The sequence below is a fragment of the Pseudomonas sp. NPDC090592 genome (genome assembly GCF_044769185.1).
Lineage (GTDB): Bacteria > Pseudomonadota > Gammaproteobacteria > Pseudomonadales > Pseudomonadaceae > Aquipseudomonas.
Map to the genome: position 1 here is coordinate 49,988 of NZ_JBIVXJ010000003.1, position 24,488 is coordinate 74,475.

Annotated in this window: 18 protein-coding genes and 1 pseudogene; 13 read left to right on the forward strand and 6 right to left on the reverse strand. The window is 63.7% G+C overall.

Translation table 11 applies throughout. The annotated features are described in order from the left end of the window. Nucleotides 1-57: 57 nt before the first annotated feature. From ACIQUI_RS03140 to ACIQUI_RS03150, 3 genes are all read left to right on the forward strand, one after another. Nucleotides 58-606: a cupin domain-containing protein gene (locus ACIQUI_RS03140; protein WP_391130767.1), complete on the forward strand. Its 549-nt coding sequence runs from the start codon at nucleotides 58-60 to the stop codon at nucleotides 604-606. A gap of 154 nt (nucleotides 607-760) precedes the next feature. Then, the gene (locus ACIQUI_RS03145; protein WP_403195175.1) at nucleotides 761-1,165 is read left to right on the forward strand and encodes a c-type cytochrome; all 405 of its coding nucleotides are present in this window, start codon (nucleotides 761-763) and stop codon (nucleotides 1,163-1,165) included. A gap of 228 nt (nucleotides 1,166-1,393) precedes the next feature. Beyond that, the gene (locus ACIQUI_RS03150) at nucleotides 1,394-3,253 is read left to right on the forward strand and encodes an acetyl-CoA hydrolase/transferase C-terminal domain-containing protein (protein ID WP_403194880.1); all 1,860 of its coding nucleotides are present in this window, start codon (nucleotides 1,394-1,396) and stop codon (nucleotides 3,251-3,253) included. 110 nt (nucleotides 3,254-3,363) lie between these two features. Here ACIQUI_RS03150 and ACIQUI_RS03155 read toward each other — a convergent pair whose 3' ends face one another. After that, nucleotides 3,364-3,936 (reverse strand): xanthine phosphoribosyltransferase, encoded by a 573-nt coding sequence (locus ACIQUI_RS03155; RefSeq protein WP_003253535.1) that lies wholly within the window; start codon nucleotides 3,934-3,936, stop codon nucleotides 3,364-3,366. Nucleotides 3,937-4,001: 65 nt separating this feature from the next. Next, nucleotides 4,002-6,011: a DNA helicase Rep gene (gene rep / locus ACIQUI_RS03160; RefSeq protein WP_105947259.1), complete on the reverse strand. Its 2,010-nt coding sequence runs from the start codon at nucleotides 6,009-6,011 to the stop codon at nucleotides 4,002-4,004. Nucleotides 6,012-6,306: 295 nt separating this feature from the next. On the opposite strand from rep, the gene ACIQUI_RS03165 reads away from it, so the two are divergent. After that, complete coding sequence (locus tag ACIQUI_RS03165; RefSeq protein ID WP_403194882.1) at nucleotides 6,307-7,971, forward strand: putative bifunctional diguanylate cyclase/phosphodiesterase; 1,665 nt, start codon at nucleotides 6,307-6,309, stop codon at nucleotides 7,969-7,971. Between the two features lie 123 nt (nucleotides 7,972-8,094). Here the strand turns inward: ACIQUI_RS03165 and ACIQUI_RS03170 are convergent, their stop codons facing one another. After that, nucleotides 8,095-9,483 (reverse strand): NorM family multidrug efflux MATE transporter, encoded by a 1,389-nt coding sequence (locus ACIQUI_RS03170; RefSeq protein WP_403194884.1) that lies wholly within the window; start codon nucleotides 9,481-9,483, stop codon nucleotides 8,095-8,097. 155 nt (nucleotides 9,484-9,638) lie between these two features. Between ACIQUI_RS03170 and ACIQUI_RS03175 the strand changes: the two genes are divergently transcribed. The 3 genes and pseudogenes from ACIQUI_RS03175 (at nucleotide 9,639) to ACIQUI_RS03185 (ending at nucleotide 12,742) form a co-directional block, all read left to right on the forward strand. Next, entirely contained in the window at nucleotides 9,639-10,565 is a 927-nt protein-coding gene (locus tag ACIQUI_RS03175) for a LysR substrate-binding domain-containing protein (RefSeq protein WP_403194886.1), read from the forward strand. 278 nt (nucleotides 10,566-10,843) lie between these two features. Beyond that, a pseudogene (locus ACIQUI_RS03180) lies at nucleotides 10,844-11,887 on the forward strand (Cache 3/Cache 2 fusion domain-containing protein); the annotation flags it as partial. A gap of 132 nt (nucleotides 11,888-12,019) precedes the next feature. Then, on the forward strand, nucleotides 12,020-12,742 hold the full coding sequence (locus ACIQUI_RS03185; protein WP_403195177.1) for a methyl-accepting chemotaxis protein: 723 nt from the start codon (nucleotides 12,020-12,022) through the stop codon (nucleotides 12,740-12,742). A 141-nt stretch (nucleotides 12,743-12,883) separates the two neighbouring features. Here ACIQUI_RS03185 and ACIQUI_RS03190 read toward each other — a convergent pair whose 3' ends face one another. Together ACIQUI_RS03190 and ACIQUI_RS03195 are read right to left on the reverse strand one after the other, a co-directional pair. Further along, complete coding sequence (locus ACIQUI_RS03190) at nucleotides 12,884-14,278, reverse strand: VOC family protein (protein ID WP_403194888.1); 1,395 nt, start codon at nucleotides 14,276-14,278, stop codon at nucleotides 12,884-12,886. A 186-nt stretch (nucleotides 14,279-14,464) separates the two neighbouring features. After that, nucleotides 14,465-15,355 carry a LysR family transcriptional regulator gene (locus ACIQUI_RS03195; protein ID WP_403194890.1) on the reverse strand — a complete coding sequence of 297 codons (891 nt, stop codon included), beginning with the start codon at nucleotides 15,353-15,355 and terminating at the stop codon, nucleotides 14,465-14,467. Between the two features lie 136 nt (nucleotides 15,356-15,491). On the opposite strand from ACIQUI_RS03195, the gene ACIQUI_RS03200 reads away from it, so the two are divergent. Further along, nucleotides 15,492-16,982, forward strand: coding sequence for an aldehyde dehydrogenase family protein (locus tag ACIQUI_RS03200; protein ID WP_403194892.1), 1,491 nt, complete (start codon nucleotides 15,492-15,494; stop codon nucleotides 16,980-16,982). Between the two features lie 166 nt (nucleotides 16,983-17,148). Further along, nucleotides 17,149-18,435, forward strand: coding sequence for an NAD(P)/FAD-dependent oxidoreductase (locus ACIQUI_RS03205; protein WP_403194894.1), 1,287 nt, complete (start codon nucleotides 17,149-17,151; stop codon nucleotides 18,433-18,435). A 154-nt stretch (nucleotides 18,436-18,589) separates the two neighbouring features. On the opposite strand, the gene ACIQUI_RS03210 is transcribed toward ACIQUI_RS03205, so the two are convergent. After that, entirely contained in the window at nucleotides 18,590-20,017 is a 1,428-nt protein-coding gene (locus tag ACIQUI_RS03210; protein ID WP_403194896.1) for a mechanosensitive ion channel domain-containing protein, read from the reverse strand. A gap of 320 nt (nucleotides 20,018-20,337) precedes the next feature. Here ACIQUI_RS03210 and ycaC point away from each other — a divergent pair, with 320 nt between their 5' ends. From ycaC to ACIQUI_RS03230, 4 genes are all read left to right on the forward strand, one after another. Then, nucleotides 20,338-20,967 carry an isochorismate family cysteine hydrolase YcaC gene (ycaC, locus tag ACIQUI_RS03215; RefSeq protein WP_009681621.1) on the forward strand — a complete coding sequence of 210 codons (630 nt, stop codon included), beginning with the start codon at nucleotides 20,338-20,340 and terminating at the stop codon, nucleotides 20,965-20,967. Between the two features lie 117 nt (nucleotides 20,968-21,084). Beyond that, nucleotides 21,085-21,393: a hypothetical protein gene (locus tag ACIQUI_RS03220; RefSeq protein WP_403194898.1), complete on the forward strand. Its 309-nt coding sequence runs from the start codon at nucleotides 21,085-21,087 to the stop codon at nucleotides 21,391-21,393. A gap of 39 nt (nucleotides 21,394-21,432) precedes the next feature. Then, nucleotides 21,433-22,251, forward strand: coding sequence for an alpha/beta fold hydrolase (locus tag ACIQUI_RS03225; RefSeq protein ID WP_403194900.1), 819 nt, complete (start codon nucleotides 21,433-21,435; stop codon nucleotides 22,249-22,251). Between the two features lie 377 nt (nucleotides 22,252-22,628). Further along, entirely contained in the window at nucleotides 22,629-24,470 is a 1,842-nt protein-coding gene (locus tag ACIQUI_RS03230) for an amidohydrolase (RefSeq protein WP_403195179.1), read from the forward strand. Nucleotides 24,471-24,488: the final 18 nt, after the last annotated feature.

Below are 24,488 nucleotides of genomic sequence, written 5' to 3' on the forward strand. Positions count from 1 at the left end.
TTGCCATGATATCGTTCACATCCACCCCCCTTTCCACCGTTTCAGGAGGCTCCAGCTTTGGACGTCGGCGAACGACTGCAAGCCATCCGCAAGCTCAAGGGCCTGTCCCAGCGTGAACTCGCCAAGCGCGCCGGGGTGACCAACAGCACCATCTCGATGATCGAGAAGAACAGCGTGAGCCCGTCGATCAGCTCGCTGCGCAAGGTGCTGAGCGGCATTCCCATGTCCATGGTCGAGTTCTTTTCGGTGGAGCTGGAGGCTGAAAGCCCTGCGCAAATCGTTTACAAGGCCCACGAGCTGATTGATATCTCGGACGGTGCGGTGACCATGAAGCTGGTTGGCAAGTCGCACCCCAACCGTGCCATCGCCTTCCTCACCGAGGTGTACCCGCCAGGTGCCGACACCGGTGCCGAGATGCTCACCCACGACGGTGAAGAAACCGGCATCCTGCTGGAAGGCCGCCTGGAACTGGTGGTGGGTAACGAGATCTTCATACTCGAAGAAGGTGACAGTTACTACTTCGAAAGCACGCGCCCGCACCGCTTTCGCAACCCGTTCAACCAGCCTGCGCGGCTGATCAGCGCGGCAACACCATCAAACTTTTGATCCAGCGCAGTGCATTGATTCGGCAATACCCCTTTCGCTTGTAGGGTCGTTTCACGGCCTCTGGGTTCCCGCTATACTTTTCAACGCTCGCCGTTCCGTGGCCGCGAGCGTGATTAGCCACCATGAGGGTGTTCGCGTGAACCAAATCAAGAAGATGCTGGCCGTACCAGCAGCCGTATTCGCCCTCTGGGCAATGAGCGCAACCGCTGCGACCAATGACGACATCGCCAAACGCCTGGAGCCGGTTGGCCAGGTGTGCGTCCAGGGCCAGGAATGCAAAGGCATGGAAGTGGCTGTAGCTGCTGGTGGCGGGGGCGCGAAAACACCGGACGATATCATCGCCAAGCACTGTAACGCCTGCCACGGCAGCGGCCTGCTTGGCGCGCCGAAAATTGGCGACACCGCGGCGTGGAAAGAGCGCGCCGACCACCAGGGCGGGCTGGACGGCATCCTGGCCAAGGCCATTACCGGCATCAACGCCATGCCGCCCAAAGGCACCTGCGCGGATTGCTCGGATGACGACCTGAAAGGGGCGATCAAGAAAATGTCCGGGCTGTGAGCAGCAGCTGAATTGCATGAGGCCCGCCTATTCTGGCGGGTTTTGTTTTTAGGTTGCCTGCACTGGCCCTATCGCTGGCAAGCCAGCTCCCACAGGTACTGCACAGGGCTTAGGCTCTGTGCAGTACCTGTGGGAGCTGGCTCGCCAGCGATAGGGCCGGAACAGGCAACCAACCCGCTTGAATCCATGTCCTATTCTCGACCCCAAGGATGATTCAGGAGGCCCCCCATGCACCTCTGCTCCATCGACCAGGCTGTCGAGCAAGTCCTGACCCGCCTGCCAGCCCACATCCACATGGGCCTGCCGCTGGGCCTGGGCAAGCCCAACGCCTTCGTCAACGCGCTCTATGCCCGGGTACGCGAACTCCCCGAACGGCAGCTGACCATCTACACGGCGCTGTCCCTCGGCCGCCCGCCACTGGGCGATGGCCTGCAACGGCGCTTTCTCGAACCCTTCGTCGAGCGCGTGTTCGCCGACTACGAAGAACTCGCCTACCTCGCCGACCTGCGCAACGACAGCCTGCCGCCGAACATTCGCGTCGAGCAGTTCTTCATGCAGCCCGGCAGCCTGCTGCACAGCGAATCTGCCCAGCAGGACTACGTCAGCAGTAATTACAGCCACGCCGCGCGCGATATCAACGCCAAGGGCTTGAACCTGATCGCCCAGCTGGTGGCGGCCACCCCCGAGAAACCGGTGCACCTGAGCCTGGCCTGCAACCCTGATATCACCCTCGACCTGTTGCCGATGATCGCCAAGCGCCGCGCCGCTGGCGAAACGATACTCATGCTCGGCCAGGTGCATGCCGAGCTGCCCTACATGCCGGGCGACGCCGAGCTGCCCATCGATGCCTTCGACCTGTTGCTCGATGAGGCCGAGCAGCGCCGGCTGTTCTCCACGCCGAACATGCCGGTCGGCATCCAGGACCACTGCATCGGCCTGCACGCCAGCAGCCTGGTGCGTGACGGCGGCACGTTGCAGATTGGTATTGGTGCCATGGGCGATGCGGTTGCCGCGGCATTGCTGGCGCGTCAGGGCGACAATGTGGGCTACCGTGCGGTACTCGACGCACTCGATGTCGGCCCCTGGCAGGCGCTGATCGAGCGGGAAGGGGGGCTGGATACCTTTGCTCAAGGCCTGTATGGCTGCAGCGAGATGTTCGTCAACGGTCTACTGGTGTTGGCGGAAGCAGGTCTGTTGCGACGCCCGGCCGATGAGCAGGGCGCGCTGTTGCACGGTGGCTTCTTCCTTGGCCCGCAGGCGTTCTACCAGCGCTTGCGCGAGATGCCGCTGGAGCAGCGTGCGCAGTTCGTCATGACCCGTATCAGCTTTATCAACGAACTCTACGGGCAAGAGGAACTCAAGCGCCGCCAGCGTCGCGATGCGCGCTTCATCAACACGGCGTTCGGCATGACCCTGCTGGGTGCCGGGGTGGCCGACCAGCTGGAAGACGGCCGGGTGCTTAGCGGCGTGGGTGGGCAATACAACTTCGTCGCCCAGGGCCATGCGCTGGAGGGCGGGCGTTCGATCCTGCTGTTGCGCAGCTGGCGTGAGGCGGGCGGGGAGGTTACGTCGAACCTGTTCTGGAGCTATGGCCACTGCACCATTCCCCGGCACCTGCGCGATATCGTGGTGACCGAGTACGGTATAGCCGACCTGCGCGGGCAGACCGACAGCGAGGTGATTGCGCGGTTGCTGGCGGTGTGTGATTCGCGATTCCAGCAGGGGCTGATCGAGCAGGCCAAGAGTGCCGGCAAGCTGGCCAGGGATTTTCAGCTGGATGCGCGTTTTACCGACAATACGCCCCAGCGGCTGGCGGCAGTCAGGGCGCAGCATGCACGGCTATTCCCGGAATATCCGATGGGCACGGATTTTACTGCTGAAGAACGGGACTTGTTGCGGGCGCTGAACTGGTTGAAGAGCAAGTTCAAGCTGAGCGAGGTGCTGGAGCTGGGCAAGGCAGCGCTGGATGCGCCAGGGCCGGAGGGGTATGAGCGGCATCTGGAGCGGATGGGGTTGGATGCTCCGCAGGGGTTGAAGGAAGAGCTGTACCAGCGGTTGTTGCTGGCGGGGTTGGCAGCGACCAGATAAAAAGGGTTAAGGCCATTCGCGGGCACGCCCGCTCCCGCAGGGATACCACAGGTTTTGAATACCGTGATATCCCTGTGGGAGCGGGCGTGCCCGCGAAGCAGGCGCCGCGATTACTCGATGAAGCTGACCACACCACCTTCCAGCGACTTCACCCGGGCCAGCGATTCAACGCGGTAGCCCTGGCTGTCCAGCTCGGCACGGCCGCCCTGGAACGACTTCTCGATGACGATGCCCAGGCCAGCCACGGTAGCGCCGGCCTGCTTGATGATCGAGATCAGCGCTTGCGACGCCTTGCCGTTGGCCAGGAAGTCGTCGATAACCAGCACGCGGTCGCTGCTGTTGAGGTGGCGTGGCGAGATGGCCACGGTGTTCTCGGTCTGCTTGGTGAAGGAATACACCGAGGCAGTCAGCAGGTTCTCGGTCAGGGTCAGCGACTGGTGCTTGCGGGCGAAAATCACCGGCACGCCCAGCTTCAGGCCCGTCATCACCGCCGGGGCAATGCCCGAGGCTTCGATGGTGACGATCTTGGTCACGCCCGCGTCAGCGAACAGGCGGGCGAACTCGTCACCGATCAGCTGCATCAGCGCAGGGTCGATCTGGTGGTTGAGAAACGCGTCGACTTTGAGAACCTGATCGGAAAGCACGATGCCTTCTTCGCGAATCTTCTGATGCAGTGCTTCCACTGTGGTATTCCTCGATGTAACAAAGGTGGCCGCTAAAAGCGGCAGAATTAAAGAGTAATGGTTGATCAGCGTTTGAGCATTGCCCGGATATCGGCCAAGGCGTTGTTGCCGCGGGCGGCCTTTACCTCGACCGGTGCATCGTCCAGGCCCTCCCAGGCCAGGTCATCCGGTGGCAGTTCGTCGAGGAACCGGCTGGGCGTGCAGTCGATGATTTCACCGTACTGCTTGCGCTTGGCGGCGAAGGTGAAGGCCAGGGTCTGGCGCGCGCGGGTGATGCCCACGTAAGCCAGGCGGCGTTCTTCTTCGATGGTGTCGGCCTCGATGCTGGAGCGGTGCGGGAGGATTTCCTCTTCCATGCCCATGATGAACACGTAGGGGAATTCCAGGCCCTTGGAGGCGTGCAGGGTCATCATCTGCACACCTTCGGCGTTTTCTTCCTCTTCCTGCTGGCGCTCGAGCATGTCGCGCAGCACCAGCTTGCCGATGGCGTCCTCGATGGTCATGTCACCCTCTTCATCCTTTTCGAGGGTGTTCTTCAGCGCTTCGACCAGGAACCAGACGTTGCTGATGCGGAACTCGGCAGCCTTGTCGCTGGCGGTCTGCTGGCGAATCCAGTTCTCGTAGTCGATGTCGCGGATCATCTCGTGCAGCGCGGCAATCGGGTCTTCCAGGGCAACCTTGTGGCGCACGCCGTCCAGCCAGTGTTTGAAGCGCTGCAAACGCTCGGTATAGCGGGCGTCCAGGTGCTCGCCCAGGCCCAGCTCCTCGCTGGCGGCGTACATCGAGATGCCGCGCTCGGTGGAATAGTTGCCGAGCTTTTCCAGGGTGGTGGAGCCGATTTCGCGGCGCGGTACGTTGATCACCCGCAGGTAGGCGTTGTCATCGTCCGGGTTCACCAGCAGGCGCAGGTAGGCCATCAGGTCCTTGACCTCCTGGCGGCCGAAGAAGCTGTTGCCGCCTGACAGGCGATACGGCACCTGGTGGTGCTGCAGCTTCAGTTCGATCAGCTTGGCCTGGTAGTTGCCGCGGTAAAGGATGGCAAAGTCGCTGTACGGGCGGTTGGTGCGCAGGTGCAAGGTGAGGATTTCCATGGCCACGCGTTCGGCCTCGGCTTCCTCGTTCTTGCAGCGGATGACGCGAATCTCGTCGCCCACGCCCATCTCGCTCCACAGCTGTTTCTCGAACGCGTGCGGGTTGTTGGCGATCAGTACGTTGGCGCAGCGCAGGATGCGGCTGGTGGAGCGGTAGTTCTGCTCGAGCATGACGATCTTCAGGGAGGGGTAGTCCTCCTTGAGCAGCATCAGGTTCTCGGGCCGGGCACCCCGCCAGGCGTAGATCGACTGGTCGTCGTCGCCCACCACGGTGAACTGGTTGCGCATGCCGATCAGCATCTTCACCAGCAGGTACTGGCTGGCGTTGGTGTCCTGGTATTCGTCCACCAGCAGGTAGCGCACGCGGTTCTGCCAGCGCTCCAGCACCTCGGGGTGCTCCTGGAACAGCTTGACCGGCTGCAGGATCAGGTCGTCGAAGTCCACTGCGTTGAACGCCTTGAGCGTGCGCTGGTAGTGGGTGTAGACGATGGCGGCGGTCTGCTCGCGGGGGTTGCGGGCCTTTTCCAAGGCCTCGGGCGGCAGGATCAGGTCGTTCTTCCAGGCACCGATCATGTTCTTGATCTCGTCGATGCCGTCGTCGCCGGAGTATTCCTTCTGCATGATGTCCGACAGCAACGCCTTGATGTCGGACTCGTCGAAGATCGAGAAGCCCGGCTTGTAGCCCAGGCGCTCGTGCTCCTTGCGGATGATGTTCAGGCCCAGGTTGTGGAAGGTGCACACCGTAAGCCCGCGGCCCTCCCCCGGGCGCAGCAGCGTGCCGACCCGTTCCTTCATCTCGCGCGCGGCCTTGTTGGTAAAGGTCATCGCCACGATGTACTGGGCACGGATGCCGCAGTTCTGGATCAGGTGGGCAATCTTGCGCGTGATCACGCTGGTCTTGCCCGAACCTGCACCAGCGAGCACCAAAAGAGGGCCGCCGACGTAGTCACGGGCTTCCTGCTGCCGGGGATTGAGTCGGGACATGCTAGAAACCGGGGTCGCCAGAAAATAGCCGCGCATTCTAACAGGCATGGGGCGGTTGTGGCGCGACCGTCTGACGTCTGAGTCAGACTTTTGTCCGGCCTACTATTAGTGTTACTAATCCTAGTACCTGAAAAAATCATATTTGCCGCTTCGGCTCGTTTCGAGCAGGATGCACGACAAAATACGTCGGGATGCTACGCCCGTAAAAACATGTATAAAAGTGAAAATCATTTTCATTAAATGCAGTAGCATACCCGCCAGTTATCGTTGCACCGTGAAGCCCTAAGGAGTCCGCTTGTCCACGCCTGTCGAACCTTTGCGTTTGCTGCTGTTGGCTGATGAGCCGGAATGGGCCGCCTTGTTGCACGCTTGCATGCCTGCCCTGAGCGGCAGCGCCGTGTTGCTGACCGCGCCTAACTGGGACGCAGTCGACAGCCTGTTCAGCCATGACCGCCAGGCAGTCGTGCTGGCAACGCCGGCCCGGCAGCCGGTGCCGGGGCGCTGCGATTTGCCGACCATCCTGTTGCTCGACCACGAGCCCGAGGTGGCGCCAACCGCGGTCAGCGACTGGCTGGTACGCGACCAGCTCAATGCCGATGCCTTGCGCCGCTCGCTGCGCCATGTGCGTGAGCGTGGTGTGCTGGTGGCCACCTTGCAGCGCCTGGCCGAACAGGACCCACTGACCGGCATCGCCAACCGCCAGGGCTTCCAGGCCTTGCTCACTGCGCGCCTGGCCGAAAACGAGGGCCGTGGTGTTGCCCTGGGCCACCTGGACCTGGACAACTTCCGTCACGTCAACGATGCTCTCGGCCACCAGAGCGGCGACCGGCTGATCCTGCAAGTTGTGTCGCGGTTGCAGAACCAGCTGGAGGCGGGCGACCAGCTGGCGCGCCTGGGCAGCGACGAGTTTGCCCTGTTGATCGACACCCGTCGCGACGCCAACCGTGCCGAATGGATTGCCGAGCGCATCGTCGAGGCCCTGGCCGAGCCCTACTGGATCGACGGCGAAAGCCTGCTGCTGGGGTGCAGCCTGGGCCTGGCCCATGCCCGCGCGCAGAGTGGTGCCGACCCGCTGATGTGGCACGCGCATATCGCCATGCGCCAGGCCAAGGGCAGCCAGGGCTGCACCTTCCATGTGTTCAATGAACGTATCAACCGCAACGCGCGCAGCCTGGCCGACCTGGAAAGCGAGCTGCGCCGCGCCCTGCGCCGCGACGAGCTGGAGCTGCACTATCAGCCGCGGCTTGACCTGGCCGACGGGCGCATCGTTGGCCTGGAGGCGCTGGTGCGCTGGCGCCATGCCGAGCGCGGGCTGTTGCCGCCCAGCGAGTTCGTGCCCCTGGCCGAGCAGAGCGGCTTGATCGTGCCGCTGGGTTACTGGGTCATCTCACGTGCCCTGCGTGACATGCAGGCGCTGTGCGAGCGGGGCCTTGAGCCGCTGCACATGGCCGTCAACCTGAGCTTCCGTCAGTTTCAGGACAGCCAGTTGCTGGCTACCCTGAGCCGCCTGATCCTCGAGCATGGCGTGGATGCCCGCTGGCTGGAGTTCGAGCTGACCGAAACGGCAGTAATGCGCCGCAACGAGGTGGTGCGCCAGACCATGGACGCCCTGGGCCGCTTGGGCGTGCGCTTCTCGCTTGACGATTTCGGCACCGGGTTTTCCTCGTTCGTGCACCTCAACAGCCTGCCGATCACCTTGCTCAAGGTAGACCGCAGCTTTGTGGCCGAAATGGAAATGCGCGAGGAAAACCGCAAGCTGGTGCACGCCATGATCAACCTGGCGCACAACCTCAACCTGGAGGTGGTGGCCGAAGGGGTGGAGAGTGAAGAGCAGCTGGAACTTTTGCGCGGGTTTGGGTGCGACCAGGTGCAAGGGTTCCTGGTTAGCAAGCCGTTGCCGGTGGATGAACTGATGGAGTTCCTGCTCAATTGCAGCAGGCCGAAGCTGGTTAGCCTGTGACAGCGTAGGGGAGGGCTTCGCCCTCCGATCGCGACACAAGGCCGCTCCCACATTGACCTGCGTACACAGGCCCCTGTGGGAGCGGCCTTGCGCCGCGAATGGGCTGCAAAGCAGCCCCAGAAATCACACAGAAACTGCAGACCTTTCAGGCACCCCAGCCTTCCTCATCAACCGCTTCATCCGCCACTCAAAGCCAAAGGTCAGCGCCACCGCCGCACACGCCAGCCCCAGTGCCAGCCCCCACCAGATCCCGACTGCCCCACCGCCCAGGTTGAACGCGAACAACCAGGCACTCGGCGCCCCCACCAGCCAGTAGCAGCACAGGCCGATCAGGAAAGTGGTCTTGGCATCCTTCAGCCCGCGTATGGAGCCCATGGCAATGGTCTGCATGCCATCGAACAGTTCGAACCAGGCTGCCACCATCAACAACTGCACCGCCAGTTGGTAGATGGCTGCAAAGCCGGGGTCATTACGGTCGATGAACAGCCCCACCAGCGCTTCAGGCAGCAGCAGGAACAGCGCAGCAAAGGCAAACATGATCATCGCCCCGAAGCCGATGCCCACGCGCCCGGCGCTGCGCGCTGCCAGCAGGTTGCCGGCGCCGTAGTACAGGCCCACGCGCATGGTCACCGCATACGACAAGCCCGTCGGTACCATGAACGCCGTGGATACGATCTGCAAAGCGATCTGGTGTGCCGCCAGCTCGGTGCTGCCCAGCACGCCCATGCACAACGCGGCAAAGGCGAACAGGCCTACTTCCACCATGTAGGTGCCACCAATCGGCAGGCCTAGCCGCCACAGCTCGCGCAGGGCTGGCATCGATGGGCGCGACAGGCCCTTGCGCAATGGGTAGGCGGCATAAGCCGGGTGCCAGCGGATATACAGCGCCAGGGCGACGGCCATGCCCATCGACACCACCGCAGTGACCAGGCCGATGCCCATCAGGCCCAGCTTGGGCAGGCCGAACATGCCTTCGATCAGCGCCACGTTGAACAGATAGTTGAGCACCGTGCCGACCAGGCTGATAACCATTACCGGGGTCGAGCGGCCCAGCGCGCTGGTGAAGCCGCGCAAGGCCATGAAGGTCAGGTAGCCGGGCAGGGCCAGCGGCAGCAGGGTCAGGAACTGCGCAGCCGAGGCCACGTTTTCGGGCTGTTGCCCGAACAGCAGCAGTACCGGTTCAAGGTTCCACAGCACCAGCGCGGCGAACAGCGCCAGGCCCCAGGCCAGCCACAGGCCGTTCTGGGCCAGGCGGGTGGCCCCTTCGATGTCGTTGGCGCCCTTGCGAATGGCAACCAGCGTGCCGACGGCGGCGATCACGCCCAGGCAGAAGATCGACACGAACGAATAGCTGGCCGCGCCCAAACCGCCACCGGCCAGGGCCTGAGGGCTGATGCGGGCCATCATCAGGGTGTCGGTCAGCACCATCAGCATGTGCGCCAACTGCGAGGCAATCAGCGGCCCGGCCAGGCGCAGCAAAGCCTTGAGTTCGGTAGTGGGCGCGACGTGCATGGGCGGTCCTTGTTCCTGGGCTGATGAACGAAGCGCGATTCTGAGGCCTCGGTCAACTTTGCACAAAAGGATAAATGCGATAGTTGGCATGAGTTTAACTCATGCATATATGCTTCTTGATGATTCGCCTCTCACGCCCATATTGCAGGTGCCTGATGCCACGCCAGCTACCACCGCTGTATGCCTTGCGCGCATTCGAAGCTGCCGCACGGCTCAGCTCCTTCACCCGTGCCGGCGAAGAGCTGTCGATCACCCAAAGCGCGATCAGCCGGCACATCCGCACCCTGGAAGAGCATTTTGCCTGCCGCCTGTTCGTGCGCAGCGGGCGCAGCCTGCAACTGACCGAAGCCGGTCGGGTGTTGCTGCCGGGGGTGCGTGAGGGCTTCGCCGCATTCGAGCGGGCCTGCGAGACCTTGTGTGGCGAAGATGACATCCTGCGCATGAAGGCGCCTTCGACCCTGACCATGCGCTGGTTGCTGGCGTGCCTTAGCCGCTTTCGCCACTTGCAGCCGGGCAACGAGGTGCAACTGACCAGCGCCTGGATGGACGTCGACCATGTGGACTTCAACCAGGAGCCGTTCGATTGTGCGGTGCTGCTCAGCGACGGGGTGTTCCCGGCGGACTGGGAGGTGCGCAAGCTGTTCCCGGAGCTGCTGATCCCGGTCGGTGCGCCGGACCTGCTCGATGAAGAGCCCTGGGGCGTGTGCCGGCTGGCCGGCATCGAGCTGCTGCACCCCACCGTGGACAAGCGCGACTGGCGCGAATGGCTGGAGCGCATGGGCCTGAGTGACAAGGTGTCGCTCAAGGGCGGGCAGGTGTTCGATACCCTGGAGCTGGGCATGATTGCGGCGGCGCGTGGCTACGGGATTTCTATGGGTGATTTGCTGATGGTGGCCGAGGATGTGGCGCAGAAGCGCCTGAGCCTGCCCTGGCCGACGGCGGTGCCCAGCGGTATGGATTACTACCTGGTGTGGCCGCGTACTCGGCGCGGGGGGGAGCGGCTGCGGCGGTTGAGTGCCTTTCTTGAGCAGGAGGTGGCGGCCATGGATCTGCCGGATGTGGAAATCCTGCCGCCCCTTTGATCGCTTGTTCCGGCCCATTCGCGGGTGAACCCGCTCCCACAGGTACGGCGCATGATTCAGGTTTTGCGCGATTGAACTGTGGGAGCGGGTTTACCCGCGAAGAGGTCGGAACAGGCGATAGAAAACGTTTGCGTATACCCCGGCCCGACACTCAAGTATTCCCCAGCGACGCCGATCCACTGGCACCAGCGTCCCGGAAGAGGGCGCGCTTCCCGTCGATCAAAAGCGGGCGGTCAGCGTGATCAGGACGATCCCGGCCTCTTGCCTGGAGCTTCCCCATGTCTCAACCGCGTGCCCGCATCGCCTCGCAGCTCGGTGTCGCCCTCGCCATCGTGCTGGCGTTGGTCATTTCCGGCAGTACCCTGTTCGCCCTGCGTTCGCTGGACGATGCCAACCTCGCCACCCGCCAGGCCCACCTGGCCAGTGAAGCGCGCTTGCTGGCGGACCAGCTCGACACCTTCCACGGCTCGCTCAAGGACAATACCCAGCGCCTCAGCGGCCTGTTCGAGCGCCGCTTCGCTTCGGGCCTGTCGCTGCATGCCGGCGAGACCGTGCAGGTCGCCGGCCAGGCGACGCCTGCCTTGTACCTGGGCGAGCACTTGCTCAACAACGACTTCCAGCTGGTTGACGAATTCCAGCAGATGACCGCCGGCATCGCCACGTTGTTCGTGCGCAGCGGCGACGACTTCGTGCGCATCAGCACCAACCTGAAGAAGCAGGACGGTAGCCGCGCCATCGGCACCCAGCTCGATCGCCAGCACCCGGCGTACCTCAAGCTGCTGGCCGGGCAGATGTATGTTGGCCGTGCCGTGCTGTTCGAACGCAACTACATGACCCGTTATGTGCCTGTAAGCGACAGCAATGGCCGGGTGATTGCCGTGCTGTTCGTCGGCTTCGACTACACCGACGCGCAGAACGCGCAGTTCGCCAACCTCAAGCGCTTCCGTATCGGCCAGACCGGCTCGTTGGCCTTGCAGGATGACAAGGGCCAATGGCTGGTGCCGCCGGCCAATGCCGAGCAGCAGCTGTACAGCGCCACCGCACCCTTTGCCGAAGGCCCCTGGACGGTGGTGGCGAGCATGCCGATGGCGGAAATTCGCGAGGTGACCTGGAGCGTCGGCCTGCGCCTGGCCATCGGCAGTGTGTTGGCCATGCTGCTGGCCGTGGCGGCCACCCTGTGGTTGCTGCGGCGCAAGTTGCGCCCGCTGGACGACCTGGTGCGTCAGGCCGAAGCGCTGGGGGCTGGCGACCTGAATGCGCGGTTGAGCGTGACCAGCGATGATGAAATCGGCCAGCTGGCCCGCAGCTTCAACAAGATGGGCGAGGCATTGTCGACCATGGTCGAGCACATCCGCAGCGCATCCGAGCAGGTCAGCACCCGCGCCCGTTCGCTGTCCGGCCTGTCTGCTGGCGCCTGCGAGGGCATGGACCAGCAGTCCGGCGAAATCACCAGCATGGCCGGTGCGGTGGAGGAGTTCAGCGCCACCTCGATGAACATCGCCGACAACATGGCGGGCACCGAGCGCATGGCCCGTGACAACGCCCAGCAGACCCGCATCGGCCGCAACGCCATGGACGAGGCATCGCGCTCGCTGAAGCAGATTGCCGATGCCCTCGGCGGCACGGCTACGGTGATGGATAGCCTGGGCGCGCGGTCTCAGGAAATCGGCGGAATTATTAGCGTGATCACAGCCATTGCCGAGCAGACCAACCTGCTGGCATTGAATGCTGCCATCGAGGCTGCCCGCGCCGGTGAACAGGGGCGGGGCTTTGCGGTGGTGGCTGATGAGGTGCGTGGGCTGGCGGCGCGAACCCGTCAGGCTACGGATGAGATATCCGGCATGATCACCAGCATCCAGCAGCAGACCGGGCACGCCATCACTACGCTGGAGCAAGGTAACCAGCTGATGCAGGAAGGCCTGGCGCGTAACGACAAGGTGGCAGAGGCGCTGGCGCGTATCGACGAGCAAAGTCGAGCGGCGGGTGAGCAGTTTGCGGTGATCAGTACGGCGACTCAGGAGCAGAGCAGCACTGCGACAGTGCTCAGCCGCAATTTGCAGAGCATTGCCCAGGCCAACGGCGAGCAGCGCGAGGTGGCCAATGAGCTGGCCTTTACTGCGCGAGAGCTGGAAGGGCTGGCGGCGCAGTTACGGCAGGAAGTCGATCGTTTTCGCTGATACCGCAGTGGGCCGCTCTGCGGCCCATTCGCGGGCACGCCCGCTCCCACAGGGACAGCGCAAGCCTTGGGCCTGTGGTGATCCTGTGGGAGCGGGCGTGCCCGCGAATGGGGCGCAAAGCGCCCCCGGCGATATCCAGCCTTACATCGATCCCAGGTTCAACGCTTGGGCACATGCCTGCAACGAACGCCGCTCGCTCTGCGCATACAACGCCAGCTCATCCTGCACCTGCAGCCCCAGCGCCGCCTCAAACGCATCGCGGTTGGCATTGCTGCCGTACTCGGCCTGCGCATCGTCCCCCAGGTTGGACTGGAAGATCCCCGCCGCGCTCACCGGCAGGAAATCCTCATATACCAACGCCTCGAAGTGCACATGGCCAGCTTCGATCAGCCCTTGCAGGGTAGCCGGACGGCCTTCCTGGTCACGCGCAGCCAGGCCTTTTTCGGTGGCGAAGTAGCGGAAGTACGCCAGGCCCTGCTCACGCATCTGCGCCAGGTCATCCGGGAATTCGGCAAAGGTGTCTTTCAGCAGTGCCATGTAACGCTCGGCATTTGCCTCGGCCGGTGCGCCACCCAAGGCAGCGCGGGTGGCGTCGAGCAGTTTGTCGTACAGCTGGCGGCCTTTGGGCGTCAGCGCCGCGCCGCGCTGCTCGATCTCGCCGAAGCGTGCGGTATGGCTGCCTTCGCTGCCTTGCTGGTCGCTGAACGCGACTTTCTCCTGCAAGGCCTTGAAGCTGGTCTGGCGCAGCAATATCGGGTGACGGCGGGTGGGCGGGCCTTCGACTACGGCCTTCGGCGGGATGCCCTTGGCCGGCATGCCGAGCTGGATTGCATCGATGTCCAGGGTGCGTGGGGTCAGGTGGTTGATGTGCGGGCCCTTGAAGGCCACCACGTCGGCGATCAGGCGGTGCTGGTCGTGCAACTGTTGGTACTGCTCGGCGGTGACGGTAGCGTCATGGTGCCAGCGGAAAGTGTGCAACGCTTCCTGCACGAACGCCTCGGCATCTGCCGCGTTCAGGCCGCCATCGCGCTCGCATTGGGCGATCAGTTCGAGGGCGCGGGGGGTGAAGATCTGGCGCTTGGCCAGGATGCTCTGGGCCAGTTCACGCAGCTGCGGGTTATCGATCAGTTCCAGGCGCAGCAGCGAGGTGAACACCCGGAACGGGCTGACGTGCAGCGACTGCTCGTGCACGGCGCGGAAGGCGGTGGAGTGCACCGGCACCCCGGCGGAGCTTAGGTCGTAGTAGCCGACCGGCTGCATGCCCATGACCGCGAACAGGCGGGCGATGGTGGCCAGTTCTTCGGCAGTGCCGACGCGGATGGCGCCATGGCGTTCGTGGTCCAGGCGTTCGATTTCGCCGGTCCAGCGCAGGGCCTCGGCAACCTGGGGCTGCTGGGCCATGACCTGCTGGTTGATTTCGCTCACCAGCTCCAGCAGCGTGCCGTACAGCGGCACTTCCTGTTTGTACATGAGCGACATGGCGGCAGAGAACTGCGCGCGAATGCTGTCTGGGCTGACGAAATCGTGGGCGGGCATCGCTAGCTTCCTGGTTGGGTTCGGACGCTTACATGAAAGCTGGGAATGCACTTGGCTCACAAGCGAAAAAAAGTGAGTGTGTCATTCCTTTTTTGATCGACCTCAAGGGCCCTTTCGCGGGCACGCCCGCTCCCACAGTGGCCGCGCGACGCCCTTGTGGGAGCGGGCGTGCCCGCGAAGAGGCCTTCAAGCCGATAGCTGCTCGTGAATCCATTCCACCAACGCCCTCACCTTGGGCACCTCCGCCGCATGCTCGGCATACGCCAGGTAATGCGCCCCAGCACTGCGCATAGCATGGTTCCACGGCACCACCAGGCTACCTTCAGCCAGTTCTTTGGCCGCCAGGTAACGCGGCACCAACGCCACCCCACACCCGGCCTGCGCCGCACTCAACGCCATATAGAACGTATCGAAGCGTGGCCCGTGGTAAGCACTGACGCTCTGCAGGTCCTGCTCCAGGAACCACTCATGCCAGGCCTCCGGCCGCGACGTGCTCTGCAGCAGCACCAGATCGGCCAGTTCCTCGGCACCACCCAGCTCACGCCCGGCCAGCAGCTCCGGCGCGCACACTGGCACCACCTCTTCGCGGAACAGCTCCACGCAGGTAGCCCCAGGCCAGGTCCCCTGGCCATAGAAGAACACCACGTCCGCCGAGCCCTGCAACAGGGCAAACGGCTCCATCTCGTTGCGGATGTCCAGGTGGATGTTGGTGTGACGTTTGCCAAAACCCTTGAGGTGAGGAATCAACCAACGCACGCCAAAACTCGGTTGAGTGGCTACCTTCAATATCTCGGTCTGCTCGCCGTAGGTCAGTACGTAGCGGCTGGACATGTCCACCTGGGTGAGGATCTTGTTGACCTCGGCCAGGTACAGGCTGCCGGCCGGCGTCAGTTGCAGGCGCCGGCGGATGCGCAGGAACAGGTGGTGGCGCAGCATGTCTTCCAGCTGCGCCACCTGCTTGCTGACTGCGCTCTGGGTCAGGTGCAGTTCTTCGGCGGCACGGGTAAAGCTCAAATGGCGGGCTGCAGCCTCAAAGCACTGCAGGGCGGTCATGGAAGGCACCAGGCGTTTGGACATAGCGGTCTCTGCGGCTCAAATCATTACCTGACGGAATGATATGCGGAATAAAGGTCGTTTGTTGTACCTATGTGATCGGATTAATACTGATCCACATCATTTTTCCACCCCATCACCCGATGTAGGAGATGCACTAATGGTTGCTGGATTGCTCGAGCGCCTTGGCGTTGCCGCCGAGGCTTACACCCAGGGCGACTACCCTGTTCACACGCCGATCGACGGCAGCCAGATCGCCTCGGTGAAACTGCTCGGCAAGGCCGAGACCATCGCCCGTATCGACCAGGCCCAAAGCGCCTTCGAAGCCTGGCGCACTGTACCGGCCCCGCGCCGTGGCGAGCTGGTGCGCCTGTTTGGCGAAGTGCTGCGTGAGCACAAGGCAGACCTCGGCGAGCTGGTATCGATCGAAGCCGGCAAGATCACCCAGGAAGGCCTGGGCGAAGTGCAGGAAATGATCGACATCTGCGACTTCGCCGTTGGCCTGTCGCGCCAGCTGTACGGCCTGACCATCGCCTCCGAGCGCCCGGGCCACCACATGCGTGAAACCTGGCACCCGCTGGGTGTGGTCGGCGTGATCAGCGCCTTCAACTTCCCGGTCGCCGTCTGGGCCTGGAACACCGCCCTGGCCCTGGTCGCCGGTAACTCGGTGGTGTGGAAGCCGTCTGAAAAGACCCCGCTGACCGCACTGGCTTGCCAGGCACTGTTCGAAAAAGCCCTGAAAGCCTTCGGCGACGCCCCGGCTGGCCTGGCACAGCTGGTCATCGGCGGCCGTGAAGCCGGCGAAGCCATGGTCGACGACCCGCGCGTGCCGCTGGTCAGCGCCACCGGCAGCACCCGCATGGGCCGCGAAGTAGGCCCACGTGTGGCTGCCCGTTTCGGCCGCAGCATCCTCGAACTTGGCGGCAACAACGCCATGATCCTGGCGCCGAGCGCCGACCTGGACCTGGCCGTGCGCGGCATCCTGTTCTCGGCTGTCGGGACTGCTGGCCAGCGTTGCACCACCCTGCGTCGCCTGATCGTGCACCGCTCGATCAAGGACGAAGTGGTTGCCCGCGTCAAAGCGGCCTACGGCAAAGTGCGTATCGGCGACCCACGCAAGGACAACCTGGTAGGCCCGCTGATCGACAAGCTGTCGTTCGACGCCATGCAAGGCGCGCTGGCCAAGGCCCGCGACGAAGGTGGCCAGGTGTTTGGTGGCGAGCGTCAGCTGGATGACCAGTACCCGAACGCTTACTACGTGTCGCCAGCCATTGCCGAAATGCCGGCGCAGAGCGACGTGGTGCGCCACGAAACCTTCGCCCCGATCCTGTACGTGCTGGCCTACGACGACTTCGAAGAGGCCCTGCGCCTGAACAACGAAGTGCCACAAGGCCTGTCGTCGTGCATCTTCACTACCGATATTCGTGAGGCCGAGCGCTTCCAGAGTGCGTCGGGCAGCGACTGCGGCATCGCCAACGTCAACATCGGCACCAGCGGCGCCGAGATCGGCGGTGCGTTTGGTGGCGAGAAGGAAACTGGCGGTGGTCGTGAGTCGGGTTCGGATGCCTGGAAAGGCTACATGCGTCGCCAGACCAACACCGTGAACTACTCGCGCGAGCTGCCGCTGGCGCAGGGTATTGTGTTCGACTGATCGATTGATGCTGCATGGCCGGTGGCCTCGCCCCCGGTTCGCGGGCACGCCCGCTCCCACAGGATCTCCACTGCCTTTGAGGTCTGTGTGGTCCCTGTGGGAGCGGGCGTGCCCGCGAATGGGCTGCAACGCAGCCCCAACAAGAACAAATTGCTGGAGCCGGGCCATGTCCGAACTGCGTCAAGAATGCTTGTGGGAATTCGTCAGCAAACCGACCGTTGCCGCCCAGGCCCTGGCCGGTGAGCACAAGGCCGATGTCTGCGTGATCGGTGGCGGTATTACCGGCCTGTCGGCGGCCATCCACCTGCTCGAACAGGGCAAGTCGGTGATCCTGCTGGAGGCCTGGAAGATCGGCCATGGCGGTTCCGGGCGCAACGTCGGCCTGGTCAATGCCGGCACCTGGATCCGCCCCGACGACGTCGAGGCCACCCTCGGCCAGAAGCAGGGCAGCCGCCTGAACAAGGTGCTCGGCGAAGCCCCGGCTGAAGTGTTCGCCATGATCGAGCGGCTGGGCATCGACTGCCAGGCCCAGCACAAAGGCACGCTGCACATGGCGCACAACGCCACCGGCATCGCCGACCTTGAAGCCCGGCACGAACAATGGCGCCGCCGTGGTGCCGATGTCGAGTTGCTGACGGGCGCCCAGTGCCAGGAATACTGCGGTACCAGCAAGATTTCCGCCGCGCTGCTCGACCGCCGCGCCGGCACCATCAACCCCATGGGCTACACCCAGGGCCTGGCTGCTGCCGTGGCACGCCTGGGCGGCAAGCTGTTTCAGCAGTCTTCGGTCGAAGGCCTGGAGCGTGATGGCGACGCCTGGCGTGTGAAAACTGCACGGGGCTCGGTGCGCGCCGACAAGGTGGTGATTTCCACAGGCGCCTACACCGAAGGCGACTGGAGCAACCTGCAGAAGCAGTTCTTCCGCGGTTATTACTACCAGGTGGCGTCCAAGCCGCTACAGGGTGCTGCGGCCGACAAGGTGCTGCCACACGGCCAAGGCTCGTGGGACACCCGCACCGTGCTCAGCAGCATCCGCCGCGACGACCAGGGCCGCCTGCTGCTCGGCAGCCTGGGCCGGGTCGACAACAAGCCGGCGTGGTTCGTGCGCAGCTGGGCCGACCGGATCCAGAGCCACTACTACCCGGAGCTGGGCAAGGTCGAGTGGGAGATGCACTGGACCGGCTGCATCGACTTCACCCCCGACCACCTGATGCGCCTGTTCGAGCCGGCGCCGGGGCTGGTGGCGGTGACTGGGTATAACGGGCGAGGCAATACCACCGGTACCGTGATTGGCCGGGCGTTTGCCGAATTCCTGCTGAAGGGCGAGGCGGACAGTTTGCCGATTCCGTTCTCGCCGATGAATGGTGTGAGTGCGCCATCGCTGCGCACCGCGTTCTATGAGTCCGGGTTCTCGCTGTACCACGCGGGGCAGTGCCTGCGGGTTGTCCTGTAAGCCCTACGCTGCTTTTGTAGGAGCGGCCTTGTGTCGCGAAAGGGGTGCGCAGCGCCCCCAGGATTTCAGCTTCGCCGCATAAATTGCCGGGGCCGCTTTGCGGCCCTTTCGCGACACAAGGCCGCTCCTACAGAGGGCAGTGTCAGCTCTGAAGTTACTTGTGCAACCAGCTAAGGAAGCCGCCTTTCTTGATCAAGGCCGGCTTCTGCAGCAACAACGACTCCCGGCTCTGGCGCCGGAACCGCTGCAACTTGCTCAGCGCCGTCTGCACATCGCCACGCTGCACCAGGCAACTCTTCACCTGCTCCTTGTCGATACGGTACAGCACGCAACTGGTCAATGTGCGGAACTCGGCAAACGAATCGTCTTCATCGATGATCCCCTCGATCCCCAGCACCTCGCCCGGCCCCATGCGCCCGGCTTCCAGCAGCTTGTCGCCATCGCGCACCGATGCCGAGACCACGCCGCTGCCAATCACCAGCAAATGCTCGGAATGCTCGCCCACCTCCAGAATCACCTGATCCGCCAGGTACTCCACGGCGGTCATGCGCTGGCTGAGCGCATCGCGTTCCTCGGCGCTCAACGAGCGGAACACCCGCACCTCGTCCAGCACCTCGCGCTGGCGGCTGCGTGGCGGCATGGCCAGGTCGATGTTCCACATTACCCCGCTGGCCTCCAGGTGCCGGTGCGCCAGGTCGAACAGCTGGTTGCGCGCATCGCCCTTGACGCTTGCGTCCGCTACGAAGCCACTGGCCTCGTACTCCACGGATTCCAGCGTTGAAGCCTTTACCGTCACCTTCGGTTTGGGCGTGGCAAGAATGGCGCTCACGCCCTGCAAGGCTTTTTCCAGTGCATCGAATACCCGCTTGGGCCGCACCTTGGCCGGCACCACCACGCTGATGGACACCCCATGCACATCGGCCGGGCGACTGTGGTTGAGCAGCCGGGCCTTGGCCGCCACCGAGTTGGGGATTACCGCCAGGCTGCCGGTGCCGGTCAGCAGGCGCGTGGCGCGCCAGTCGATTTCCAGCACCTTGCCTTCGGTGCCGTCGATAGAGATCGAATCGCCAATCTGGTACGGCCGCGTGGTGTTCAGGATGATGCCGCTGAACACATCGGCCAGGGTGCTCTGCAACGCCAGGCCGATGACGATGGCCATCACCCCCGATGTCGCCAGCAGGCCTTTCACCGGCAACTGCAGCACATAGCCTGCGGCAGCCACCACGGCCACCAGGAAGATCAACGCCCCCAGCACATCCTGCAGCAACCGCCCGCCATGGCTGCCACGGGCGACCAGCAGCAGGCCGAATACCACCGTGACCGTGCGTGCGCCAAACAGCCACCAGCCGATGCTCAGCACCGTGGCCATCAGGTTGCGCGAGACATCGTCGGGCCAGGGCGGTGGTTGCAGCGGGCTCATGCCTGCGGCTACCAGCACCGAGCTGAACAGCAGGAATATCACCAGCCGCGTGCCGATGCGCCAGGCACGGTGCTGGATGGGTATCAGTTGCCAGAGCACGAGGTCGAGCAGGATCAGGGCGGTACCGAGCAACAACGGGGACGACTGGATGAACGCCAGCATGGTGGTCTCGGGTGTGAGGGGAGGGTTGTGGGTAGTAATAGAGCAGGTTGCCGTTGCAGGCAATGGGGCCTGTGCTGGCCTCTTCGCGGGCTCGCCCGCTCCCACAGGGATTACACAGCATTCAAATCCAGCGCGGTACCTGTGGGAGCGGGCAAGCCCGCGAAGAGGCCAGCAAAACCAGCGCCAATCCATCGTTCCTGAAACAGAACGCTAAAGCCAAAAACCACTATCTACCGCTCCAAAGGTGATGGTTTTAATCTTCTCCCATCAACGCGAAACACCCAACTTACTGAAAATCAAAACCCTTAGGAGCTACCCCCATGACCAACTTCAAATACAACCGCCTGAACAAAGACGACGCCGCCGTACTGCTGGTCGACCACCAGGCAGGCCTGCTGTCCCTGGTCCGGGACATCGAACCAGACGCGTTCAAGAACAACGTGCTGGCCCTGGCCGACCTGGCCAAGTTCTTCAACCTGCCAACCATCCTCACCACCAGCTTCGAGCAAGGCCCCAACGGCCCGCTGGTACCGGAACTGAAAGCACTGTTCCCGGACGCCCCCTACATCGCCCGTCCAGGCCAGATCAACGCCTGGGACAACGAAGACTTCGTCAAGGCCGTGAAGGCCACCGGCAAGAAGCAGCTGATCATCGCCGGCGTGGTCACCGAAGTGTGCGTAGCCTTCCCGGCGCTGGCTGCCCTGGAAGAAGAATTCGACGTGTTCGTGGTCACCGATGCCTCCGGCACTTTCAACGCCATGACCCGCGACGCCGCCCATGACCGCATGAGCCGTGCCGGCGCACAGCTGATGACCTGGTTCGGCGTGGCCTGTGAGCTGCACCGCGACTGGCGCAACGACATCGAAGGCCTGGCCGCACTGTGCTCCAACCACATTCCGGACTACCGCAACCTGATGACCAGCTACAACGCCTTCAACGCCAACAAGTAAGCCCAACCGCCGCGGGCGCCGCCAGTCGGTGCCCGCCAAGGGCAGCACACCCATCCAATCCTCCGCCCGTTCACCGTTGCACAGTGGATGCGGGCAAGCTCATCCCAAGGAACGCCGATGAACACCGCACTCCAAGACAACCGCGAAGTGGTAACCGTATGCCTGCAACACCAGGTTCTTGATACCACCCCGGGCACCCCGGCCGCGCAACCGCCGCGCTGGAAGCAGGCACTGCTGACCTACCTGGTGATCTGCCCGATGACCATGGTCATTCCGCAACTGCTGGCGCCGTTGTTCGCCCGCTTCCCGCAGTTGGGCGGCCCGATCACCGGCAACCTCATGGTCAACCTGTTCGTCATCCTGCCCGTGGTGTTCTACATCATGCCTTGGGTAACCCGTCGCTGCGCCAACTGGCTGCGCGGCTGAGCCACGCCTTCACCTCGACACTTTCAAGGAGATACCGTTATGAGCACCTTCGTTACCCGTGATGGCACGTCGATCTACTTCAAGGACTGGGGCAGCGGCAAGCCCGTGCTGTTCAGCCACGGCTGGCCGCTGGATGCCGACATGTGGGATTCGCAGATGGAGTTCCTGGCCAGCCGTGGCTACCGCGCCATCGCCTTCGACCGCCGTGGCTTTGGCCGGTCGAGCCAGCCGTGGAGCGGCTACGACTACGACACCTTTGCCGATGACATTGCCCAGCTGATCGAGCACCTCGACCTGCGCGACGTGACCCTGGTGGGCTTCTCCATGGGTGGCGGTGACGTCAGCCGCTACATCGCTCGCCACGGCAGCGAACGGGTGGCCGGCCTGGTGCTGCTGGGGGCAGTGACGCCGGTGTTCGGCAAGCGTGACGACAACCCCGAGGGTGTCGACCTGTCGGTGTTCGAAGGTATCCGCGCCGGCCTGCGTGCCGACCGCGCCCAGTTCATCGCCGATTTTGCCGCGCCGTTCTATGGCATCAACCATGGGCAGCAGGTATCCCAGGGCGTGCAGGCCCAGACCCTGAACATTGCGCTGATGGCGTCGATCAAGGGCACCCTGGATTGTGTGACGGCGTTCTCCGAAACCGACTTCCGCCCGGACATGGCCAAGGTCGATGTGCCGACGCTGGTGATTCATGGCGATGACGACCAGATCGTGCCGTTCGAGACCACTGGCAAGCAGGCGGCGGAACTGATTCGTGGGGCCGAGCTGAAGGTGTACGCCGGGGCGCCGCACGGGTTTGCGGTGACCCATGCGCAGCAGCTGAATGAGGACTTGCTGGCGTTCCTCCAGCAGTAGTTGTGGGAGGCCTTCGCGGGCTCGCCCGCTCCCACAGGTACTGCACAGCATTCGAAACCTGTGATTTCCCTGTGGGAGCGGGCAAGCCCGCGAAGAGGCCGGCCCTGGCAGCACAAAACCTGATCAGGGCTAACCTTCTACAACCCACCGCACATCCATCCAAGCCCTGGCACTGCACCAACCGGCATGCTCCGCAGTTGCGCCTGCCGCCGCCGCACCCAGAGACGGAGAACCCCATGTCCCAGGACCGCAACGACAAGACCCGTCGCCAGTTCCTCGCCACCAGCACCGTCCTCGGTGCCGCCGGCGCGCTCTGGTCCGCATTGCCCTTCACCGGCCAAGCCGGTTCCGCTCACGCATCCACCCAAGGAGGTTCCATGACCGCCGACCTGATTCTGTTCAACGGCAAACTGCACACCGTTGACCGCGAAAAACCCACCGCTAGCGCCGTCGCCATCAAGGACGGCCGCTTCATCGCCGTGGGCAACGACGCCGAGGCCATGGCCCACAAGGGCGCCACCACGCAAATCGTCGACCTCAAGCAGCGCACGGTCATCCCCGGCCTGAACGACTCGCATCTGCACCTGATCCGTGGTGGCCTGAACTACAACCTGGAGCTGCGCTGGGAAGGCGTGCCGTCGGTGGCCGATGCCCTGCGCATGCTCAAGGACCAGGCTGCGCGCACGCCTACCCCGCAGTGGGTACGTGTGGTGGGTGGCTGGAACGAGTTCCAGTTCGCCGAAAAACGCATGCCGACCCTGGAAGAAATCAACCAGGCTGCACCCGATACCCCGGTGTTCCTGTTGCACCTTTACGACCGCGCATTGCTCAACCGCGCCGCGCTCAAGGCTGTCGGCTACGACAAGAGCACCCCGAACCCGCCGGGTGGCGAGATTCAGCGCGACAAGTTCGGCAACCCGACCGGCATGCTGATTGCCCGCCCGAACGCGATGATCCTCTACGCCACCCTGGCCAAGGGGCCGAAGCTGCCGCTGGAGTATCAGGTCAACTCGACCCGTCAGTTCATGCGTGAGCTGAACCGCCTGGGCCTGACCAGTGCCATCGACGCTGGCGGCGGCTACCAGAACTTCCCCGACGACTACTCGGTGATCCAGGAACTGGCCGACAACAACCAGCTGACCGTGCGCATTGCCTACAACCTGTTCACCCAGAAGCCCAAGGAAGAGCTGGACGACTTCAAGAAGTGGACCTCCAGCGTCAAGCTGCACAGCGGCACCGACTTCCTGCGCCACAACGGCGCCGGCGAAATGCTGGTGTTCTCCGCCGCCGACTTCGAGGACTTCCTCGAGCCGCGCCCGGACCTGCCGCAGACCATGGAAGAGGAGCTGGAGCCGGTGGTGCGCCACCTGGTCGAGCAGCGCTGGCCGTTCCGCCTGCACGCCACCTACAACGAATCGATCACGCGCATGCTCGACGTGTTCGAGAAGGTCAACCGCGACATCCCGTTCAACGGCCTGCCGTGGTTCTTCGACCATGCCGAAACCATCACCCCGCAGAACATCGAGCGCGTGCGCGCCCTGGGCGGTGGTATCGCCGTACAGGACCGCATGGCCTTCCAGGGTGAGTACTTCGTCGACCGCTATGGTGCCAAGGCTGCCGAGCAGACCCCACCGATCAAGCGCATGCTCGACATGGGCGTGCCGGTCGGTGCCGGTACCGATGCTACCCGTGTGTCCAGCTATAACCCGTGGACCTCGCTGTACTGGCTGGTGAGTGGCAAGACCGTTGGCGGCATGGAACTGTACCCAGAAGGTCTTGACCGCGATACCGCGCTGCAACTGTTCACCCAGGGCAGCGCCTGGTTCTCCAGCGAGCAGGGCAAGAAAGGCCAGATCAAGGTGGGCCAGCTGGCTGACCTGGCGGCGTTGTCGCTGGACTTCTTCAGCGTTGATGAAGAGGCGATCAAGGGCATCGAGTCGGTGCTGACCATTGTCGATGGCAAGGTTGTGTACGGTGCCGGCGAGTTCGATCGCCTCGGCCCACCGCAGGTGCCAGTGCTGCCGGAATGGTCGCCGGTTGCCAAGGTTCCGGGGCACTGGCGTGTGGGTACACCGTCGCTGGCTGCTGCCGTGCACCAGTGCTCGGGCCCATGCGGGGTGCATGCACACAGCCATGACAAGGCGCGCAAATCGAGTGTGCCGGTGAGTGACTTCCAGGGCTTCTGGGGGTCGCTGGGTTGCTCGTGCTTTGCGTTCTAAGCTGAGCTGATACAAAGA